The 19,557-nt window shown below is 70.1% G+C and carries 15 protein-coding genes; 8 read left to right on the top strand and 7 right to left on the bottom strand.

Going from position 1 to position 19,557, the window contains the following annotated elements; all coding sequences use genetic code 11:
* Positions 1-65: 65 nt before the first annotated feature.
* The 3 genes from AC1MGR_RS03555 to AC1MGR_RS03545 all read left to right on the top strand — a co-directional run bounded on the left by AC1MGR_RS03555 (position 66) and on the right by AC1MGR_RS03545 (position 3,502).
* Positions 66-683 carry a regulatory protein RecX gene (locus AC1MGR_RS03555; RefSeq protein ID WP_480233674.1) on the top strand — a complete coding sequence of 206 codons (618 nt, stop codon included), beginning with the start codon at positions 66-68 and terminating at the stop codon, positions 681-683.
* Between the two features lie 121 nt (positions 684-804).
* Entirely contained in the window at positions 805-2,019 is a 1,215-nt protein-coding gene (locus AC1MGR_RS03550; protein ID WP_108035525.1) for a putative DNA modification/repair radical SAM protein, read from the top strand.
* 1 nt (position 2,020) lies between these two features.
* Positions 2,021-3,502, top strand: a complete 1,482-nt coding sequence (locus tag AC1MGR_RS03545; RefSeq protein ID WP_480233673.1) for a UdgX family uracil-DNA binding protein — start codon at positions 2,021-2,023, stop codon at positions 3,500-3,502.
* 3 nt (positions 3,503-3,505) lie between these two features.
* Here AC1MGR_RS03545 and AC1MGR_RS03540 read toward each other — a convergent pair whose 3' ends face one another.
* Positions 3,506-5,320, bottom strand: a complete 1,815-nt coding sequence (locus AC1MGR_RS03540; RefSeq protein ID WP_108035527.1) for a monovalent cation:proton antiporter-2 (CPA2) family protein — start codon at positions 5,318-5,320, stop codon at positions 3,506-3,508.
* Between the two features lie 332 nt (positions 5,321-5,652).
* Between AC1MGR_RS03540 and AC1MGR_RS03535 the strand changes: the two genes are divergently transcribed.
* The 3 genes from AC1MGR_RS03535 to AC1MGR_RS03525 all read left to right on the top strand — a co-directional run bounded on the left by AC1MGR_RS03535 (position 5,653) and on the right by AC1MGR_RS03525 (position 11,200).
* Positions 5,653-6,810, top strand: coding sequence for a YihY/virulence factor BrkB family protein (locus AC1MGR_RS03535; protein ID WP_480233672.1), 1,158 nt, complete (start codon positions 5,653-5,655; stop codon positions 6,808-6,810).
* 99 nt (positions 6,811-6,909) lie between these two features.
* The gene (polA, locus tag AC1MGR_RS03530) at positions 6,910-9,969 is read left to right on the top strand and encodes a DNA polymerase I (RefSeq protein ID WP_480233671.1); all 3,060 of its coding nucleotides are present in this window, start codon (positions 6,910-6,912) and stop codon (positions 9,967-9,969) included.
* A gap of 514 nt (positions 9,970-10,483) precedes the next feature.
* Positions 10,484-11,200 carry a DUF4142 domain-containing protein gene (locus AC1MGR_RS03525; RefSeq protein ID WP_108035530.1) on the top strand — a complete coding sequence of 239 codons (717 nt, stop codon included), beginning with the start codon at positions 10,484-10,486 and terminating at the stop codon, positions 11,198-11,200.
* A 91-nt stretch (positions 11,201-11,291) separates the two neighbouring features.
* Here the strand turns inward: AC1MGR_RS03525 and gph are convergent, their stop codons facing one another.
* Positions 11,292-11,972 (bottom strand): phosphoglycolate phosphatase, encoded by a 681-nt coding sequence (gene gph, locus AC1MGR_RS03520; protein WP_480233670.1) that lies wholly within the window; start codon positions 11,970-11,972, stop codon positions 11,292-11,294.
* A gap of 307 nt (positions 11,973-12,279) precedes the next feature.
* On the opposite strand from gph, the gene AC1MGR_RS03515 reads away from it, so the two are divergent.
* Entirely contained in the window at positions 12,280-12,801 is a 522-nt protein-coding gene (locus AC1MGR_RS03515) for a GcrA family cell cycle regulator (protein WP_480233669.1), read from the top strand.
* Between the two features lie 89 nt (positions 12,802-12,890).
* Positions 12,891-13,133: a hypothetical protein gene (locus AC1MGR_RS03510; protein WP_108035533.1), complete on the top strand. Its 243-nt coding sequence runs from the start codon at positions 12,891-12,893 to the stop codon at positions 13,131-13,133.
* 6 nt (positions 13,134-13,139) lie between these two features.
* On the opposite strand, the gene AC1MGR_RS03505 is transcribed toward AC1MGR_RS03510, so the two are convergent.
* From AC1MGR_RS03505 to ftsZ, 5 genes are all read right to left on the bottom strand, one after another.
* Positions 13,140-13,322: a hypothetical protein gene (locus AC1MGR_RS03505; RefSeq protein ID WP_480233668.1), complete on the bottom strand. Its 183-nt coding sequence runs from the start codon at positions 13,320-13,322 to the stop codon at positions 13,140-13,142.
* Positions 13,323-13,469: 147 nt separating this feature from the next.
* Positions 13,470-15,137 carry a DNA repair protein RecN gene (gene recN, locus AC1MGR_RS03500; protein WP_480233667.1) on the bottom strand — a complete coding sequence of 556 codons (1,668 nt, stop codon included), beginning with the start codon at positions 15,135-15,137 and terminating at the stop codon, positions 13,470-13,472.
* Between the two features lie 131 nt (positions 15,138-15,268).
* The gene (locus AC1MGR_RS03495; protein ID WP_108035536.1) at positions 15,269-16,147 is read right to left on the bottom strand and encodes an outer membrane protein assembly factor BamD; all 879 of its coding nucleotides are present in this window, start codon (positions 16,145-16,147) and stop codon (positions 15,269-15,271) included.
* A 222-nt stretch (positions 16,148-16,369) separates the two neighbouring features.
* On the bottom strand, positions 16,370-17,317 hold the full coding sequence (gene lpxC / locus AC1MGR_RS03490) for a UDP-3-O-acyl-N-acetylglucosamine deacetylase (RefSeq protein ID WP_108035537.1): 948 nt from the start codon (positions 17,315-17,317) through the stop codon (positions 16,370-16,372).
* Positions 17,318-17,646: 329 nt separating this feature from the next.
* Positions 17,647-19,440 (bottom strand): cell division protein FtsZ, encoded by a 1,794-nt coding sequence (gene ftsZ / locus AC1MGR_RS03485; protein WP_480233666.1) that lies wholly within the window; start codon positions 19,438-19,440, stop codon positions 17,647-17,649.
* Positions 19,441-19,557 lie beyond the last annotated feature (117 nt).

Genomic DNA, 19,557 nt, shown 5'->3' with positions numbered 1-19,557 from the left:
TGTCCAGCGTGATCACCATATCTGCGAGACCGACACCCGAAACCCGTCCGGATCGTGAAGAACCGATGACACCGCGAAACGTTGCGTCCCGCCGCCCCACCGGAGCCGCACCGGATGGCCGGACCGAGGTCAAACCGCCCCCGCCCGTCACCCCCGCCTATCTCGAGCGGGCAGCCCTGCATTACCTCGAACGCTACAGCGCCTCCGTGGCAATGCTGCGGCAGACCCTGAAGCGGCGGGTCGACAAGCGCTGCCGCCTGCGAGGGGAAGAGGCGAGCGCCTTCGCCGAGGCGATCGAGGCCACGGTGGCCCGGGCGGTCAGCGCCGGCCTCGTCGATGACGCCCGCTTCACCGCCGGGCGCCTGGCGGCCCTGCGACGGCGCGGAGCCTCCGCCCGCGCCCTGTCGGCCAAGCTCGCCGCCAAGGGCGTGTCGCGCGAGCAGGTGGCCCACGCGATGGAGACCGAGCGGGAGACGGCGGACGAAGGCGTCGACCTGGAAGAGGAAGCGGCCCGGGCCTATGCCAAGCGGCGGCGCCTCGGACCCTGGCGCCGGCCCGGGACCCGCGAAGCCCATCGCGACCGGGACCTCGCCGCCATGGCCCGCGCCGGCTTCCCCTACGGCCTCGGCCGACGGGTGATCGAGGCCGATCCCGACGCCGAAACCCTCGACCCGGACGCTTAGCGACGGAACGCGGTTCCGCGCTGTGGTTCCACCCTCGGGCTGCGACATCGCGGCGGCGGAGAAAGCCCGAATTCGCGCGCGAAAACTTGAACGAACCGCGAACGAGGCGCATCTCTTCTTCATGGACGAAACGCTCGCGAAGAAGCTGCGCATCCTCGCCGATGCCGCCAAGTACGACGCCTCGTGCTCGTCCTCCGGGGCGCCCAAGCGCACGGCCGGCAAGGGCGAGCTCGGCTCGACCACCGGCGCCGGAATCTGCCACGCCTATACGCCGGACGGGCGCTGCATCTCGCTCCTGAAGATCCTGCTGACGAACTACTGCCTGTTCGACTGCGCCTACTGCGTCAACCGGCGCTCCTCCAACGTGCAGCGGGCGAAGTTCTCCGTCGAGGAAGTCGTGACCCTCACGGTGGAGTTCTACAAGCGCAACTACATCGAGGGCCTGTTCCTCTCCTCCGGCATCATCAAGTCGCCCGACCACACCATGGAGCTGCTGACCCGGGTGGCGAAGTCCCTGCGGCGCGACCACGGTTTTCGCGGCTACATTCACCTCAAGTCGATCCCGGAGGCGAGCCCCTGGCTGATCGAGGAGGCCGGCCTCTACGCCGACCGGCTCTCGATCAACGTCGAACTGCCCACCGAGGCGAGCCTGGAGCGCCTGGCGCCCGAGAAGGACGGCGCCGTCATCCAGCACGCCATCGCGCAGATCGGCGAGCGCATCACCGAGGCCAAGGCGGAGAAGCGCCGCTTCTCCCCCGCCGGCCAGTCGACGCAGGTCATCGTCGGGGCGGACGCCACCACGGACGAGGCGCTGATCCGAAAGAGCGCGCTCCTGTACGGCTCCTACAACCTCAAGCGGGTCTACTACTCGGCCTTCAGCCCGATCCCGGACGGCTCGACCATCCTGCCGCTGACATCGCCCCCGCTCCAGCGCGAGCATCGTCTCTACCAGGGCGACTGGCTGCTGCGATACTACGCCTTCACCCCCGACGACGTGGCCGACGCTACCGAGGACGGGATGCTCTCCCTCGACATCGACCCGAAGCTGGCCTGGGCCCTGAAGCACCGGGCGCGCTTCCCCGTCGACGTGAACGCCGCCGACCGCGAGATGCTGCTGCGGGTGCCGGGCCTCGGCGCCCGGGCGGTGGACAAGATCATCCGGGCCCGCCGGCACACCCGCCTGCGCCTCGACGATGTCGCCCGCCTGACCTCGGCCCTGAAGCGGGCGCGGCCCTTCCTCATCGCCGCCGATTACCACCCGGCGGGCGGCCTCACCGACCGCCTCGACCTGCGGGCGCGGCTGGCCGACCCACCCAAGCAACTGTCGCTGTTCTAGGATGGCGGGCGCACACCGATCGGCCCCTCCCTCCTCCGCGGAGGGAACAGGGTTCGGGCGCGGCGCGCTGGAAGCCGTCGCCCTCTCGCCGGGTGCCGATCTCGACGGCTTCCGGGCCGCGGCCCGGCGCCTGGCCGGCCGGGGCACCCCGCCGGAGCGGGTGCTCTGGTCCATCGGCGCGGCGTCCGGGCTGTTCGGGACGCCGGCCCCCGCCCCCTCCGACGAAGCCCCCTTGAGCCTGCCGCGCGGGGTAGGCGAGATGGTCGCCCGGGTGGTGCTCCACCGCGATCCCGAGCGCTACGCCCTGCTCTACGAGCTGATCTGGCGCATCCTGCACGGCGAGCGGCGCCTGCTGGAGATCTCGAGCGATCCGCTGGTCCATCGCCTCGAGCGGATGCGCAAGGCCATCGCCCGCGACCTGCACAAGATGCACGCCTTTCTGCGTTTCCGCCGCGTCGAAGGAGACGGACCCGAGCGCTTCGTCGCTTGGTTCGAGCCGGACCACCACATCCTGGGGGCGGCCGCACCGTTCTTCGTCGACCGCTTCCGCGGGCTCGATTGGACCATCCTGACGCCGGAGGCCTCCGCCCGTTGGGACGGCCAGACCCTTAGATTCGGGCCGCCGGGGCGACGCGAGGACGCACCGGCCCAGGACGGCTTCGAGGCCGGTTGGCGCGATTACTACGAGAGCACGTTCAACCCCGCTCGGACGAACCTCGCCGCGATGCGGGCGGAAATGCCGAAGAAGTACTGGCGCAACATGCCCGAGACCGCCGCCATTCCGGGCCTCGTTCGGCAGGCGGCGGCGCGGACCGGCGCCATGATCGAGAGGGAGCCGCAGATGCCGGTCAAGCGCAACCCCGCCCGCGCCGTCGCGGCCATGGCGGACCAAGCCCCGGATTCGCTGGAGGCGCTCAACGCCATCATCCGGCGCTCGGAGCCGCTGGTCCCCGGCGCGACCCAGGCCGTCCTCGGCGAGGGGCCGGTGGGCGCGACCATCGCCTTCGTGGGCGAGCAGCCGGGCGACCAGGAGGACCGCCAGGGGCACCCCTTCGTCGGGCCCGCCGGGCAACTGCTGTCGCGGGCCATGGCCGAGGCCGGAATCGACCGGGGCGAGGCGTACCTCACCAATGCGGTCAAGCACTTCAAGTTCGAGGAGCGGGGGAAGCGCCGCATTCACCAGAAGCCCACCGCCGGCGAGGTCAGCCACTACCGCTGGTGGCTCGACCGGGAGCTCGACTTCGTGGCGCCGAAGCTCGTGGTGGCCCTAGGCGCCACCGCCGTCCTGGCCCTGACGGGCAAGGCCATCCCGATCACCCGGGCGCGGGGACCGGCCCAGTTCGAGAAGCCCTATGCGGGCTTCATCACCGTGCACCCGTCCTACCTGTTGCGCCTGCCGGACGAGGCGAAGGCGGAGGCCTACGCGGCGTTCGTCGCCGACCTGCGCCGGGTCCACGAACTCGGGCAGTCGCTGGCGGCCTGAGGCCTATGCCCCCTCCTCCTTGTGGGGGCGCAATTCCGGCGTGACCTGATCGATCGCCGTCTCGATGGGGGCGGACCGGCTCTCGACCCGCGTGCTGTCGACGAAGATGCGGGCCTCGCCCTCCTTCAGTCCGAGGCTGCGCAGGGCGTAGAGGGTCATGCCGAAGGCCAGTTCGCGCTCGGCCATCAGCACGAGGCCGACGCCCTGCTCCTCGAAGTGGCGCCGCTCGCCGTCGTTGTGGGTGCGCACCAGGGTGTCGATGCCCGGATGGATCTCCCGGGCGAGCTCGACGATGCGCCGCGTCGTATGGGCCTCCGGCGTCGCGATCACGATCAGGCGGGCCTGGGCGATGTCGGCGGCCTGCAAGATGCCCGGCGCCGTGGCGTCGCCGAACACCGCCTCGATGCCTTCCTGGCGCAGCTCCAGCACCCGGCGACGGTCACGGTCGAGGACGATGTAGGGCAAGTCCCAGGCCTTCAGCGCCTTGCCGATGGTGCTGCCGACCCGGCCATAGCCGATGATGATCGCGTGGCCCCGGTGCGGCGGGCTCTCGCTGGTGACCGCCAGGGCCGCGGCCCCCTTGCGCTCGAAGCGGGCGGCGAGGCTGGGGCGCTCGGCGACCTTGCGCCCGACCCAGTCGGTGAGCGCGAAGAACAGCGGGTTCAGGGTGATGGACAGGATCGCGCCCCCGAGGATGAGGTCGCGCCCCTCCTCCGGCAGGAGCTTCAGGGACAGGCCGAGGCTGACCAGGATGAACGAGAATTCGCCGATCTGGGCGAGGCTCGCCGCGATGGTGAGCGCGGTGCCGAGGGGATGCCGGAAGGCCAGCACGATCGCCACCGCCGCCAGGGACTTGCCGATGAGGATGACGCCGAGCACCGCCAGCACCGAGAGCGGCTCGCGGATCAGGATGCCGGGGTCGAACAGCATGCCGACCGAGACGAAGAACAGCACCGCGAAGGCGTCCTGCAGCGGCAGGGAATCGGCCGCCGCCTGATGGCTCAGATCGGATTCGGCGAGCACCATGCCGGCGAAGAAGGCGCCCAGGGCGAAGGAGACGCCGAAGAGCTCCGCCGAGCCGAAGGCGATGCCGAGCGCCAGGGCCAGCACCGCCAGGGTGAAGAGCTCGCGCGAGCCCGTGCGCGCCGCCTGGTCGAGGAGCCAGGGCACGAAGCGGCGCCCGCCCACCAGCATCACGGCGGCGAAGACCCCGACCTTGGCCAGCGTCAGCCCGAGGGTCAGCCAGATGTTGCCGTCCCCCGCATGGTGCGCGGCACCCGCCCCGTCGCCCCCGAGGGAGGGGGCCAGCGCCGGAAGCAGCACGAGGGCCAGGACCATGGCGAGGTCCTCCACGATGAGCCAGCCCACCGCGATGCGGCCCTTGTCGCTGTCGAGGAGCCGGCGCTCCTCCAGCGCCCGCAGCAGCACCACCGTGCTCGCCACCGACAAGGCGAGGCCGAAGACGAGCCCCGCGCCGAGGCCCCAGCCCCAGGCCAGCGCCAGGGCGCCACCCATGGCGGTGGCCGCCAGGATCTGCACGATGGCGCCCGGCAGCGCGATGGTGCGCACCGCCATCAGGTCCTTGATCGAAAAGTGCAGCCCGACCCCGAACATCAGCAGGATCACGCCGATCTCGGCGAGCTGGCCGGCGAGCTGGCTGTTGCCGACGAAGCCCGGCGTATAGGGGCCGACGAGGACGCCGGCGAGGAGGTAGCCCACGAGGGGCGGCAGGCGCAGGCGCTGCGCCAGCATTCCGCACACGAAGGCCAGCACGAGGCCGAGGGCGATGATGGCGATCAGCTCTGTCGCGTGCGGCACGGGTCGGGAGTCTCCGGGTCGAGATCTGGGGCTCTCTGGGCCGTGCCGCGTGGCGCCCGCGAGGGCAAGCCGCGATCGGCGCTCACGTCCAGGCTGCGCCCGAAATTCCGCGCCCCGCGTCGCTCCGCGTGCCCCGACGCACAACGCCCGCTCTCGGACGGGGGTCTCGCGGAATAAATCCGACGGGCGGTCGCATTGTCGTCCGCTCGCTTTTCCGTGAGCCGGGAGGAAACTCTTGGCCGTCGCGTCCTGTTGTCGAAGCAACGTTTGTTGCGTCGAGCAACGCCAGCATCACCTTGCGATGACGATCCCTTCGGCGGAACGGACGATCGATGACCTCACCGAATGAGCATTCGACTGCACCCAATGCAGTCGAGACCCGAAATTCGACCCTCTGGACCGTCGCCCTCGCCACCGCCCTTCTTGGCTTCGTCGCGCTTCCGCGCCGGACCGGCGGGACGGCACCGGCCCGGGCGATGCCGAAGGATCCGACCCGTCAGCCCTCCCCGTCGCATGCCGGCGCCGAGGCTCGCCGGGTGGCCAGCGCCGAGCCCGAGCGCGGCCGCGGGGCGCGCACGCCGTCCGACATCCCGGCGAAGGGCTGGAAGGATATCGGGATGCGGGTGTTCCACGACATCTCGGAGAACAACATCGTCTCGGTCGCCGCCGGCGTCACGTTCTACGTGCTCCTGGCGATCTTCCCCGCCGTCGCCGCCCTGGTCTCCTGCTACGGGCTGGTGGCGGACGTCGCCACCATCAACCAGCATCTGCAGAGCCTGCAGGGCGTCATTCCCTCCGGCGCCCTCGAGATCATCGGCGAGCAGGTCAAGCGCATCGCCGCCAAGGGCGACACCACCCTCGGCCTGACCTTCTTCACGGGCATCGTCCTGTCGGTCTGGAGTGCCAACGGCGGGATGAAGGCGGTCTTCTCCGCCCTGAACATCGTCTACGAGGAGCGGGAGACGCGCAGCTTCATCTGGCTCAACCTGCGTTCGCTGGGCTTCACCGCCGGCGCGCTGCTGTTCATCATCCTGGCTCTGGTCGGAATCGTGGTGGTGCCGGCGGCCATCAACATCATCGGCCTGAGTTCGGAGGCCTGGTACATCGCCCTGCTGCGCTGGCCGGTGCTGCTCGCCGCGGTGCTCGGCGGCCTCGCCCTGCTGTACCGCTACGGCCCGAGCCGCGACGCCCCGCGCTGGCGCTGGGTGACCTGGGGCAGCGCCCTGGCCGCCGTGGCCTGGCTCGTCACCTCACTGGGCTTCTCCTGGTACGTCGCCAATTTCGGCAAGTACAACGAGACCTACGGCTCGCTCGGCGCCGTGATCGGCTTCATGACCTGGATCTGGATCTCGACCACGATCGTGCTCATCGGCGCCGAGATCAACGCCGAGATGGAGCACCAGACCGAGGCCGACACCACCCGTGGCCCCGAACAGCCGTTGGGCACCCGCGACGCCCGGATGGCCGATACGGTGGGGGCTGCGACCTGAAGGGCTTGGGAGAGACCGCTCACGCCTTGAACAGGCGTAGCGCTTCTCAGAGGGTCGCTCTAGACAGAAGCCCCTGTCCCAAGGATCCGTGACCCGCGCATGACCGCCGAGACGACCTCCGAGCAGAAGCCTGTCGGCCCCGGCGACCAGATCATCCTGGTCGACGGCTCGTCGTTCATCTTCCGCGCGTATTTCCAGTCGATCAACCAGGACCAGAAGTACAACACCCGGCCCTCGGACGGCCTGCCCACCGGGGCGGTGCGACTGTTCTGCACCAAGATCGCCCAGTTCGTGCAGGAGGGCGCGGCCGGGGTGATGCCGACGCACCTCGCCATCGTGTTCGACAAGTCGGAGGGCTCGTTCCGCAAGGAACTGTTCCCCGACTACAAGGGTCACCGGCCGGACGCACCGGACGACCTCAAGCGGCAGATGCCGCTGATGCGCGATGCCGTGCGGGCCTTCGGCCTGCAGCCGATCGAGTTGATCCGCTACGAGGCCGACGACCTCATCGCCACCTATTCACGCCAGGCCGAGGCGCGGGGCGCCGACGTCATCATCGTCTCCTCCGACAAGGACCTGATGCAGCTCGTCGGCCCCCTGGTGCGGTTCTACGACTTCGAATCCGGCGCCAAGGGCAAGCCCGGCTACCGGCCCGAGCGCAACCTCGACCGCGAGGCGATCATCGCCAAGTGGGAGGGCCTCACCCCCGAGCAGATCGGCGACGCCCTGGCGCTGATCGGCGACACCTCCGACAACGTGCCGGGCGTGCCCGGCATCGGCCTGAAGACCGCCGCGGCCCTGATCAAGGAATACGGCAGCCTCGACGCCCTCCTGGAGCGCGCCGCCGAGATCAAGCAGCCCAAGCGGCGCGAGACCCTGCTCGCCAGCATCGACCAAGCTCGACTCTCGCGTAAGCTGGTGGCGCTGGAGGAGAACGTGCCGGTCCCGGTTCCGCTGGACGACCTACGTCTGCCCAAGCCCGATCCCCAGAAGCTCGTTGGCTTCCTCAAGGCGATGGAGTTCAACACCCTGACCCGGCGCATCGCCCAGATGCTCCACGTCGACCCGGAGGCGGTGCAGCCCGACCCGGCCCTGCTGCCGAACCGCGAGCCCGCGCCCGACGCACCGTTCTTTCCGGACGCCCACGGTGACCCGGTTCCCGTCGACCCCGAGACCGCATCCGGTGCCCCGAGCGGCGAGGTCGATCCCTTCGCCGACCTCGGCCTGCCCGACGTCGCAGCCAAGCCCCGCGGCCCCTCCGAGCCTACGCCCGCCGGCCTCGTGGCGGCGCGGGCGGCGGAATCGGTCAAGCCTTTCGACACGGCCGCCTACGAGACGATCGGATCCGTCGAGCAGCTCGACGCCTGGATCGCCGAGGCCGAGGAGGCCGGGGTCATCGCCGTCGACACCGAGACGGATTCGCTGGACGCGAACCACGCCAACCTCGTGGGCGTCTCCCTCTGCGTGGCGCCGGGCCGGGCGGCCTACATCCCCCTCGCCCATAGCGGCGGCGACGACCTGTTCGGCGACGGGCTGCTGCCCGGCCAGATTCCCCTCAAGGATGCGATCGCCCGGCTGAAGCCGCTCCTCGAGAACCCGGGCGTGCTGAAGGTCGGCCAAAACCTGAAATACGACTTCGCCGTCCTGTCGCGCTACGACATCCGGGTCGCGCCCTTCGACGACACCATGCTGATCTCCTACGTGCTCGATGCCGGCAAGGGCGGGCACGGCATGGACGAGCTCGCCCGCCGCCATCTCGGGCACCAGCCCATCACCTTCTCGGACGTGGCCGGCACGGGCCGGGCCAAGATCACCTTCGACCGGGTGGCGCTCGACAAGGCCACTGCCTACGCGGCCGAGGATGCCGACGTCACCCTGCGCCTCTGGCGGATGATGAAGCCGCGTCTCGTGGCGGAGAAGCGCGTCGCGGTCTACGAGACCCTGGAGCGCCCGCTGGTGCCGGTGATCGCCCGGATGGAGGCGGAGGGCATCCGCATCGACCGCAACATGCTGAGCCGCCTGTCCGGCGACTTCTCGCAAATCCTCGTGCGCCTGGAAGAGGAGATCCAGGAGGATGCGGGCGAAAAATTCCAGGTCTCGTCCCCGAAGCAGATCGGCGACATCCTGTTCGGCAAGATGGGCCTGCCCGGCGCCAAGAAGACGCCCTCCGGCCAGTGGGCAACGCCCGCGACCCTGCTGGAGGAGCTGGCCCAAGCCGGGCACCCGCTTCCGAAGAAGATCCTCGAATGGCGCCAGCTCGCCAAGCTGAAATCCACCTACACGGATTCGCTGCAGCAGCATGCCGACCGCGAGACCGACCGGGTCCACACCTCGTTCTCGCTGGCCGCCACGACTACCGGCCGGCTCTCCTCCTCCGAACCGAACCTGCAGAACATCCCGATCCGCACCGAGGAGGGCCGGCGCATTCGCCGGGCCTTCGTGGCGGCGGAGGGCAACCGTCTGATCTCGGCCGATTACAGTCAGATCGAGCTGCGTCTGCTGGCCCACATCGCCGACATCCCGCAGCTGCGCCAGGCCTTCGAGGACGGCATCGACATCCACGCGGCCACCGCCAGCGCGATGTTCGGCGTGCCGCTCGCCGAGATGACGCCGGACCTGCGCCGGCGCGCCAAGACCATCAACTTCGGCATCATCTACGGCATCTCGGCCTTCGGCCTCGCCGACCGCCTCGGCATCGGCCGCGAGGAGGCCGGCACCTTCATCAAGCAGTATTTCGAGCGCTTCCCCGGCATCCGCGCCTACATTGATGACACCAAGCGCCGCTGCCGGGATCTCGGCTACGTCACCACCCTGTTCGGCCGGGTCTGCCACTATCCGCAGATCCGCTCGAACAACCCCAACGAGCGCGCCTCCGTCGAGCGTCAGGCCATCAACGCCCCGATCCAGGGCTCGGCCGCCGACATCATCCGCCGGGCGATGATCCGCATGGAAGAGGCGCTTCGGGCCGAGCGCCTCAACGTGCGCATGCTCCTGCAGGTGCACGACGAACTCGTGTTCGAGGCCCCCGAGGACGAGGTCGAGAAGGCCCTGCCGGTGATCACCCGCATCATGGTCGACGCCCCCGCCCCCGCCCTGACCCTGCGGGTGCCCCTGATGGTCGAGGCCCGCGCCGCCCTGAACTGGGAGGAGGCGCACTGAGAGGCGCCTCCGCTACGGCGAGGCGGGGCCCCGTCGAGGCAGACGGCGAACGGCGAACGGCGCGCCGGGCTAACTGTTCAATTCGTGGCAGCCGCGCGACGGCCGGCCCGTCGAGGTGGCGCCGTCCCCTGGGGCCGGGTCGCCTGTCGCGATCCCGGCGGGTGACGCATTGCGCCGCGACATACCCGCCGGCGCAGACTGATCAACTCGAGCGTTCGATCCTGCGCCTGCGGGTAGCCGGTTCAGGGCGTCGAGGGTTAGCCGGGCTGCGCCTCGGGAGCCCGCGTCGGCCGCGCAGTGCCCCGCATCGGCGGACACGATACCGGGTCCTGGCGCCGGGTTTGGCCCTCGGGGAGCGGACGCGCCGTGGAGTCGGGCGCGCGAAATAACACCCCCCCGAACGCAATGCTCCAATGCGACGCAGGGTGGAACGCCCGCTCGGGCCACGTGTTGCCGCACCGCAACCGATCACCAAGAACGGCGCCGTCCAGGCGCCCCGGAAAGAGAAACCGCCATGACCAAGTCCCTCCTTGCCGCCCTCGGCCTGTCGGTCGCTGCCCTCGCCACCCCGGCCCTGGCCCAGGAGCCTCTGTCCTTCCGCGTCGCCCCGCAGTTCGATGGCAACCAGCCGGCCGTGACCGACACATCCGACTTCCGCGCTGCCGCCCTGCGCTCGGATGCCGTCAGCATCGAGTCGAGCCGCATCGCCCTGGAGCGTTCGCGCAACCCGCGGGTCCGTCAGTACGCCCACAACGTCCTCGTCGAGCGTAAGGCCACCACCCAAGCGCTTCTGCCCGAGGGCACTTCGCTGACCGCCGGCGGCACCGTCGTGTCCGACACCCAGCCCTTCGAGACCCGCCTCGACAACCCGGTCGGCGTCGTGCTCGCCCCGGTGACGATCTCGGCCACCATCGCCCAGCGCGTGGTCGGTGGCGTCCTCGGCGGCGTCGGCCTGGTGGACAACAGCCCCTCCGAGCCGGGCCGCCGCGTCGCCATCGGCGCCGAGGGCCAGGGCCGCATCGACCGCCTGAAGTCCGCCCGCTCGGGCCGCGACTTCGACCGCGCCTACGTCGACCAGCAGGCCAATTCGGATGCCCGCACCCTCGGCCTCTACGCCTCCTACGCCCGCAACGGCGACAGCGCACAGGGTCGTGAGTTCGCCAACCAGGCGCTGCCCTACATCGCCGGCGAGCACGCCCACTCGGCCAACCTCGCCGACCGCATCAACTGATCGGCCGAAGAGCACCGGCAAAAGCACCGGAACGAGACAGGGCCGCCCCTCGGGGGCGGCCCTTTTTCGTGGCACGGCTCCTTGGTCCGCGTCAGGCTGTGGGGACGAGGGCCGCCACGGCGGCGCCGAGATCGTCGAAATGGGCGATGACCCGGTCCGGGCCGAGCTCCGTCACGGGCAGGTCCGTGTAGCCGAAGGGCACCGCCACAACCGGAATGCCGGCGGCCTTGGCGGCGTCGATGTCGGCGCGGGAATCCCCCACCATGACGGCGCGGGCCGGGTCGCCACCGGCGCGCTCGACGGTCAGCGTGATGTGCCGCGGATCCGGCTTGAAGTACGGGAAGGTCTCGCGACCGCAGATCGTCGCGAAGCGGTCGGCTACCCCGAGGAGTTCGAGGAGACGCACCGCCTGCCCCTCATACTTGTTGGTGCAGACGGCGAGGAGGAACCCCCGAGCCCGAAGAGCGTCCAGGGCCTCGACCACGCCGGGGAACAGGTGCGACTGCTCGCAGAGATGGTCGCCGTAATGGGCGATGAAGTCCGAGAACAGCGCCTCCAGGCGCTCGATCGACAGCGGCTCGCCGGCCGTGGTGAAACCGCGCTGGATCAGGGCCTTGGCGCCGGCCCCGATCATGTCCCGGGCCTGTTCGAGGGGCAGGGCCTGGAGCCCCTCGCGGCGCAGGATCACGTTCAGGGTGCCGATCAGGTCGCCGGCGGTCTCGGCCAGGGTTCCGTCGAGATCGAAGACGGCGATGGGCGGCAGGGCGGTCATGGACACTCGCAGGATCAGAGCGGACGGGAGGGCGCGGAGCCGCCGCTCTAGCTCATCCGGGCCGTACGGGCGAGGCCGCTGGATGCGGAGCGGCCCGGCCTTTGCCGGTGGACAGGTGACCGGGGTGTCGGGGCATGATCCCGCCTGCACTTGCCTCGGCGTCTCGGCGTCCTGTACGGTTCGCACATCGACGGCCGGGGGGCCGCTGTCCTTCCTGCGATGACGGTCTTGATCTCGGCGCCGCAGGCCCGGTGCAAGGGCGTCACGTGAGCCGAACGGACGGAAGCGGGCGATTTCGGAGGGGGCTATGACGGAAACGGTCCCGGGTTGGTCGGACGAGCGGGTCGATCTCCTGCGCCGGCTGTGGGAGGATGGCCTGAGCGCCAGCCAGATCGCGACGCAGCTCGGCGGCGTGACCCGCAATGCAGTGATCGGCAAGGTTCACCGGCTCGGCCTGTCGGGCCGCGTCAAGTCGGCCGAGACGCCCGGCGTGTCGCCGCGCAAGGTCGTGCGCGAGCCGGAGCTGGAGGTCGTGGCGCCCGCGATCGTGGCCCCCGACCTCGACGGTGCCGCCGTCTCCTTCGAGGCACCATCGGCCGCACCGGCGGTGGTGGCGCCCGTGGCCCTGACGATCTCGCGGCGCGTGACGATCATGGACCTGCGGGAGTCGATGTGCCGCTGGCCGATCGGCGATCCCACCTCGCCTGATTTCCATTATTGCGGCGACCGCTCGATCACCGGCCTGCCCTACTGCACCGCCCATGCGCAGATCGCCTACCAGCCGGCGGCCGAGCGCAAGCGAGACCGGCGGGTCGGCGGCTTTCGCTGATCCATCACCCGCCAGCGCGGCACGGTTTAGCGACTTCGTGCGTTGATCCTCGTCGCCGGTTCCCGACCGGTGCGAGAAGGTGACGCGCCGTGACGGAGCCAACGACTGCCATCGATGCCGACGAGGCCGCTTTCCTCGACCTGCATGCGCAGCGCGAGGATCTGGAACGCCAATTGTCCCTGGTGCAGCTGCGCCGACAGTTCGGTCCGGGCCAGGAGGCCGTGGATCAAGCCGCCGACGACGAGAAGGCACTCCTTCTCAGCCTGGACCGGGTCATGACCCAGATCCGGGCGGCCGAGTACAAGCGGCAGCCGAATGCGCGGCGCTGGTAGCCGTTCCTAGTCGATCCGCCGCCGGTCGCGCTCTTTGTGCCGCAGGCGCAGCAGCAGATCGATCTGGCTGTCGGGGATCGGCAGGGTGTCGCAGGTTTCCTCGTAGATCGAACGCAGCGCGGTTCCGAGACGGTACCGCGTGTCGTCGGGCAGGTTGGGCTGACACGCATGCGTCGTGTCCTCCCGCATCTCGCCGTCGCAAACTCTCTGGTCCAACGTCTCAGTCCCTCGTTCGAGCGATCCAACGCCGGCGCCGAAATGGAGCGCACTCGCCGTTCAACGAGTGTCGCCCAACATGGTTAAAAATTCGTTAAAGACTGTGCCACGGCGAAACGCTCAGGCGTCGGCCGCCTGGAGCAGGCGCGCGGCCGCGGCCCGGGCCTCGTCGGTCACCGTCGCGCCGGCCAGCATCCGGGCGATCTCCTCGCGCCGCGCCGGAGCTTCCAGGGAGGCGACTCGGGTGGCGACCCGGTCGCTGCCCTTCACCGGATCCTTGGCGATCAGGAAGTGCGTCTCCGCCCGCGCCGCCACCTGGGGCGCATGGGTCACGGCCACCACCTGGACCCGCGTGGCGAGGCGTCCGAGCCGGGCACCGATAGCATCCGCCACCGCCCCGCCGACGCCGGTGTCAATCTCGTCGAAGATCAGGGTCGGCGCGGAGCCCTTGTCGGCGAGCACCACCTTCAGGGCGAGCATGAAGCGCGAGAGCTCGCCGCCCGAGGCGACTTTCATCATCGGCCCCGGGCGCGTGCCCGGATTGGTCTGGGCCCAGAACTCCACGCGGTCATAGCCGGAGGGATCGCGGGAGTCCGGATCGGTGGCGATCTCGGTGATGAAGCGGGCGCGCTCTAGCTTGAGCGGCGGCAGCTCGGCCTTCACCGCCGCATCGAGGGCCTTGGCGGCGCGCTTGCGCCCGTCGGTCAGCTTGGCGGCGGACTTCGCATAAGCGGCCTCGGCGGCGGCGAGCGTCGCCTCCAGGCCGCCGAGGGCCTCCTCTCCGGCGTCGATCGCGGCGACGTCCGCGGCGTAGCGCTCACGCAGGGCCGCGAGGTCGTCCACCGGCACCTGGTATTTCCGCGAGGCGGCCCGGAGCGCGAACAGCCGCTCCTCCACCCGCTCCAGCTCGCGCGGATCGAACTCCGCCTCGCGCAGGGCCACGTCGAGGATGGTGTGGGCCTCGTCGAGGGCGGTCAGGGCAGTATCGAGGGCGGCGACGCAGGGCTCGACCAGGGCCGGCAGCTGCGCCGCCCGGCGCTCCAGCTTGCGCAGGGCGGAGGAGAGGTGGGAGACGATGGGACCGCCCGAGGCCTCGATCGCCTCGTTCAGCTCGCGGGCGACCTTCTCGCTCTGCTGCATCACCGTGCGGCGCTCGGCCAGGGTGGTCTCCTCGCCCGGGTCCGGTGCGAGGGTCTCGAGCTCCGCCACGGCATGGCGCAGGAAGTCGGATTCCTTGGCGGCCGCCTCGACCCGGGCGCGGTGCTCGGACAGGGCGTAGCGGGCCCCCTTGACGCGCTTGGCCGCCTCGGCGACCTGCGCCAGCGGGCCCTGCAGCCCCCCGAAGGCGTCCAGGATGGCGCGGTGGGTGGTGGGATCGGCCAGCGCCCGGTCGTCGTGCTGCCCGTGGATCTCCACGAGGGCCGCGCCGATGGCGCGCAGGACCTGGACGCCGACGGCCTGATCGTTGACGAAGGCGCGCGTGCGCCCGTCCGCCATCTGCACGCGACGCAGGATGAGATCGCCCTCGGTGTCGATCTCCGCCTCGGCGGCGAGCGCCCGGGCCGGATGATCGAGCGGCACGTCGAAGACGGCAGTGACGGCGCCCTGCCCTTCCCCGTGGCGCACAAGCCGACCGTCGCCGCGGCCGCCGAGCGCCAGGGCGAAGGCGTCGAGCAGAATCGACTTGCCCGCGCCCGTCTCGCCCGTGAGGACGCTGAGGCCCTCGCGAAAGTTCAGGACGAGCTTGTCGATGAGAACGATGTCGCGGATCGCGAGCTGGCTCAGCATGCCGCGTCTGGGGTCCCGTTGTGGATGCTGGCGCCGTGTTTACGGCGAAGTGCGGCGGGCTTCACGCAAAAAGATGCCGCCCCCCTGGGGGAGCGGCAAAGCGGCCCTCGGTGCGGGGGCGGGCCTGGGGCTTACTGGGCCTCGGCGGTGCGTCCGATCACGCCGCGATAGACCTTGCTGAGCCAGGAGCTCTTCTCCTCACGCGGCTCGAGGCCCCCGTTCTGCAGGAGCGCGTGGGCATCCTTGTACCAGGGGCTGTCGGGGAAGTTGTGGCCGAGGACGGCGGCGGAGGTCTGGGCCTCCTGGGTCAGGCCGAGGGCCATGTAGGCCTCGGTCAGGCGCTCCAGAGCCTCCTCGGCGTGACGGGTCGTCTGGTACTTGCTGACCACGTCGCGGAACCGGTTGATGGCGGCCGGGAAGTTGCGACGCTCGAGGTAGAAGCGCCCGACCTCCATCTCCTTGCCGGCGAGCTGGTCGCGGGTGATCTGGATCTTGGCCTTGGCGTCGGCCGCGTATTCCGAGGTCGGATACTTCTGGACGAGCTCCTGCAGGCCGGCGAGCGCCTTCTCCGAGCGGTCCTGGTCGCGGGTCACATCGGGGATCTGCTTATAGTGCGACATCGCCATCAGGTACTGGGCGTAGGCCGCGTCCTTGCTCGCCGGATGGCGCTGCAGGTAGCGCTTCGAGGCGTTGATCGCGTCGTCATACTTCGCGCCTTCGTAATTCGCGTAGGCCGTCATCAGCAGCGCTTTGCGCGACCAGTCGGAGTAGCTGTAGGCCTTGTCGAGTTCGCCGAACTTCTTCGAGGCGCCCTCGTAGTCCTTGTCCTCCATCCGCGCCAAGCCCTCACTGTAGAGCTTGTCGGCGGGAACATCCGGAACGACTTCCGGCTTGTACTTTTCGGCGAAGGGATTGATCGAGTCGAGGGCGTCGCATCCGCCGAGGCCGAGGCCGATGACGGACACCAGCACGGCCGCCATCGCACCGCGGTTGGGATGAGTAAGGCGCATTCCGGTGTTCCCCCAACAGACGGGTCCGTTCTCGGACTCGCGTCGTCAAGCCATCACAAAGGTCGGTCGCGTGGCTGACGGCCTCATGCCACGATCCGGGTGCGCTGCACACCGGACGGACGTCCCGTTTCACGCTCGATTCACCGTGAAGCGCGATTTGGGCGCGAAAGCGGCGGGCGGGCCACGCCCCGGACAGAAAAGGAAGGCTGTGTGTCGGTGGCGCTACAGATCGCCCACGAAGGCGGCGATGCCGAGGCTGGCGCCGAACTCGGTCAGGCTGGTCTCGCGGCGGGCGCCGGGACCCTCGACGATGGCGTAGTTGGCGCGATCGGAGAACAGGGCGGTGAGGACGCCGACGTTCATGCGGTGGCCGCCGCAATAGGAGCGGTAGCCACCCTGGAGCGGGAGACCCGCGAGGGCGAGGTCGCCCACGGCGTCGAGGAACTTGTGCCGGACGAATTCGTCGGCGTAGCGCAGTCCCTCGGGGTTCACGACGGCGGTCTCGCCGACCGCGACGGTGTTCTCGAGGGAGGCACCGAGGGCGAAGCCCGCCTTCCAGTAGCGCTCCACGTCCCGCATCATGCCGAAGGTGCGGGCGCCGGCGATCTCGCGGCGGTAGGCGGAGGGGGTGAGGTCCATCGCCTTGCGGCTGCGGCCGATCACCGGGTTCTCGAAATCGATCTCGACGTCGAGGCGGAAGCCCCGGTCGATGGGGCGGAGCTCGGCGAAGGCGCGGCCGACCTCGATGCGGACGGAGCGAAGCACCTTGATCCAGCGCTTGGCGGCGCCGCAGCTCGCGGTGCCGACGGCGTCGATGGCCTGTACGTAGGGAAGCGCGCTGCCGTCGAGGATGGGCATCTCGGGGCCGTCGATCTCGACTAGGACGTTGTCGATCCCGAGACCGTAGAGCGCCGACATCAGGTGCTCGATGGTGGCGACCGCGCCGCTCTCGACGTCACCGATGACGGTGCAGAGCTCGGTGGCGGAGACGCAGGCGTGGTGGGCCTTGATGAGACGGTCGTTGCCGGTGGACATTCCGGTGCGGAGAAAGGCGATGCCGTGGTTGGCGGGCGCCGGATGCAGCGTGATCTCGACCGGGTTCCCGGAGTGGACGCCGATGCCGCTCAGGGTCGCGGGGGCTTTGAGTGTCGTCTGTTGGTTCGTTCGCATTCCATAGCCCTCGGCCGTGATCGGGCGCGCCCATCCCGTCGGGATGGGCCCTGCGCCCCTTGCGATCCGTCCGCTGCTTGAAGCCCCTGCCGGCGTCTGATGGCCGAAACCACCGCGCCTTGTCGTTCCAAAATTCGTATAGCCGCGCCTCAGAGGCAGGCCAAATCACGGATTCTTACGCTGTGTTACAGCCGCGGTTTCCACCAGCGAATCCGAATCTCGTTTCGGAGCAACGGTTTAACAATAGGCATAGCCCGGAGCTGCGAGGCTCCGGGCCTGTGGCTGAAATATCTCAGCCTGGGCGTCGAAGGGTCCTCCGGACCCCGGCGTCAGTTCGCCTGGCGGCGCAGGAAGGCCGGGATCTCGAGCTGATCGTCGTCCATCATGCGGGCCTGGGGGGCGACACGACCCTGGGGATCGAGGTTGCCCTGGGCCGGGCGGTAGGCCGGGGGAGCCTGCACCGGCGCGCGCTTGGCGTAGTCCACGGGCGGGACCTGGGGGGTCGGGGCGACCGGAGCCCGCATCTGCGGAACTGGTGCGGCCTCGACATCCTCACGGCGTCCGCCGAAACCCACCGTCGCGAGACGGCGCAGCAGGGTCATGCGCTTGGAATCGCCGGCCGGCTCGGCCGGCTGCTCCTCGCGGGCCCGGAGCTGGGCCTGGGCGGGAAGCGGCAGGTCCTGGATCTGCGGCATGCGGGGGGCGCGGGCTACGGCCACGGCCGGCCGGGGCGGCACGAACGGGCCGGCGGCATGCTGGGGCGCGGGCTCGGGAGCCGGCATCGGCGCGGGCTCGTAGGACATGGCGGCGCGCGGCTGGGTCTGCGTCAGCATCACCTCGTCGCGCATCACCGGGGCCTGGGGCAGCTCGACCCGCATCGGCTCGGGGGCGAGGGCCACCGGCTCGGGGGCGCGCAGGGTCTGCTGCACCGGAGCCTGGACCGGAGCGGCCTGGATCGGGGCGGCCTGCAGCGACTGCGGAGCGGCGGACTGCGCGGCCGGGGCCGCTACGGCTCCGTCCTGTCCGACGGGGCGAAAGGTCGACGCGGGCTGTGCGGCCCGCGCCCTCGCTTCCGCACGCAGACGCTCGGCGACCTCGGCGATGCGCTGCTCGGTCTGGACGATGTCGGGGTTGTTCTGGGAGTTGGCGGCGATCAGCGCCGGCTCGATGCCGGTGGCGACCACGGAGACCCGGATGATGCCGTCGAGGCTCTCGTCGAAGGTGGCACCCAGGATGATGTTGGCGTCCGAGTCGACCTCCTCGCGGATGCGGGTGGCGGCCTCGTCGAGCTCGTAGAGGGTGAGGTCGTTGCCGCCGGTGATCGAGATCAGCAGGCCACGGGCGCCCTTCATCGAGACGTCGTCGAGGAGCGGGTTGGCGATGGCGGCTTCCGCGGCGCGGTTGGCGCGGTTCTCACCCGAAGCCTCGCCGGTGCCCATCATGGCCTTGCCCATGCCGCGCATGATCGCGCGGACATCGGCGAAGTCGAGGTTGATCAGGCCTTCCTTGACCATCAGGTCGGTGATGCAGGCGACGCCCGAGTAGAGCACCTGGTCGGCCATCGCGAAGGCGTCGGCGAAGGTGGTCTTCTCGTTGGCGACCCGGAACAGGTTCTGGTTCGGGATCACGATCAGGGTGTCGACGGCGGCCTGGAGTTCCTGGATGCCGGCCTCGGCCGTGCGCATCCGGCGCACGCCCTCGAACTGGAACGGCTTCGTGACCACGCCGACGGTGAGGATACCCATGTCGCGGGCGGCGCGGGCGATGACGGGGGCCGCGCCGGTGCCGGTGCCGCCGCCCATGCCGGCGGTGATGAAGCACATGTGGGCGCCGGAGAGCTGGTCACGGATCTCGTCGATGACCTCGTCGGCGGCGGCCGAGCCGACCTCGGGGTGCGAGCCGGCGCCGAGGCCCTGCGTCACGCCGAGGCCCATCTGGATCACGCGCTCGGCCTTCGAGGAGGTCAGCGCCTGGGCGTCGGTGTTGGCGACCACGAACTCGCAGCCCAGCAGGCCGGATTCGATCATGTTGTTGACGGCGTTGCCGCCGGCTCCGCCGACACCGAAGACGGTGATGCGGGGCTTGAGTTCCCGGATATCCGGCGCCTGCAGACTGATGGCCATGGTGTCGAGCCTCTCGTGCCTTTCACGTTTCGTTTGACGCCTGCCTTGAAGTCAGGAGCGCCGATTTGGGTCTGGCCATCCACGCCCACCCCGCGGGGTTTCGGGCGTGCCGGCGGT

This window comes from Methylobacterium sp. BI1 (genome assembly GCF_056680125.1).
The sequence above is the reverse complement of the archived record's forward strand: the minus strand, read 5'-3'. Positions and strand labels throughout refer to the sequence as shown.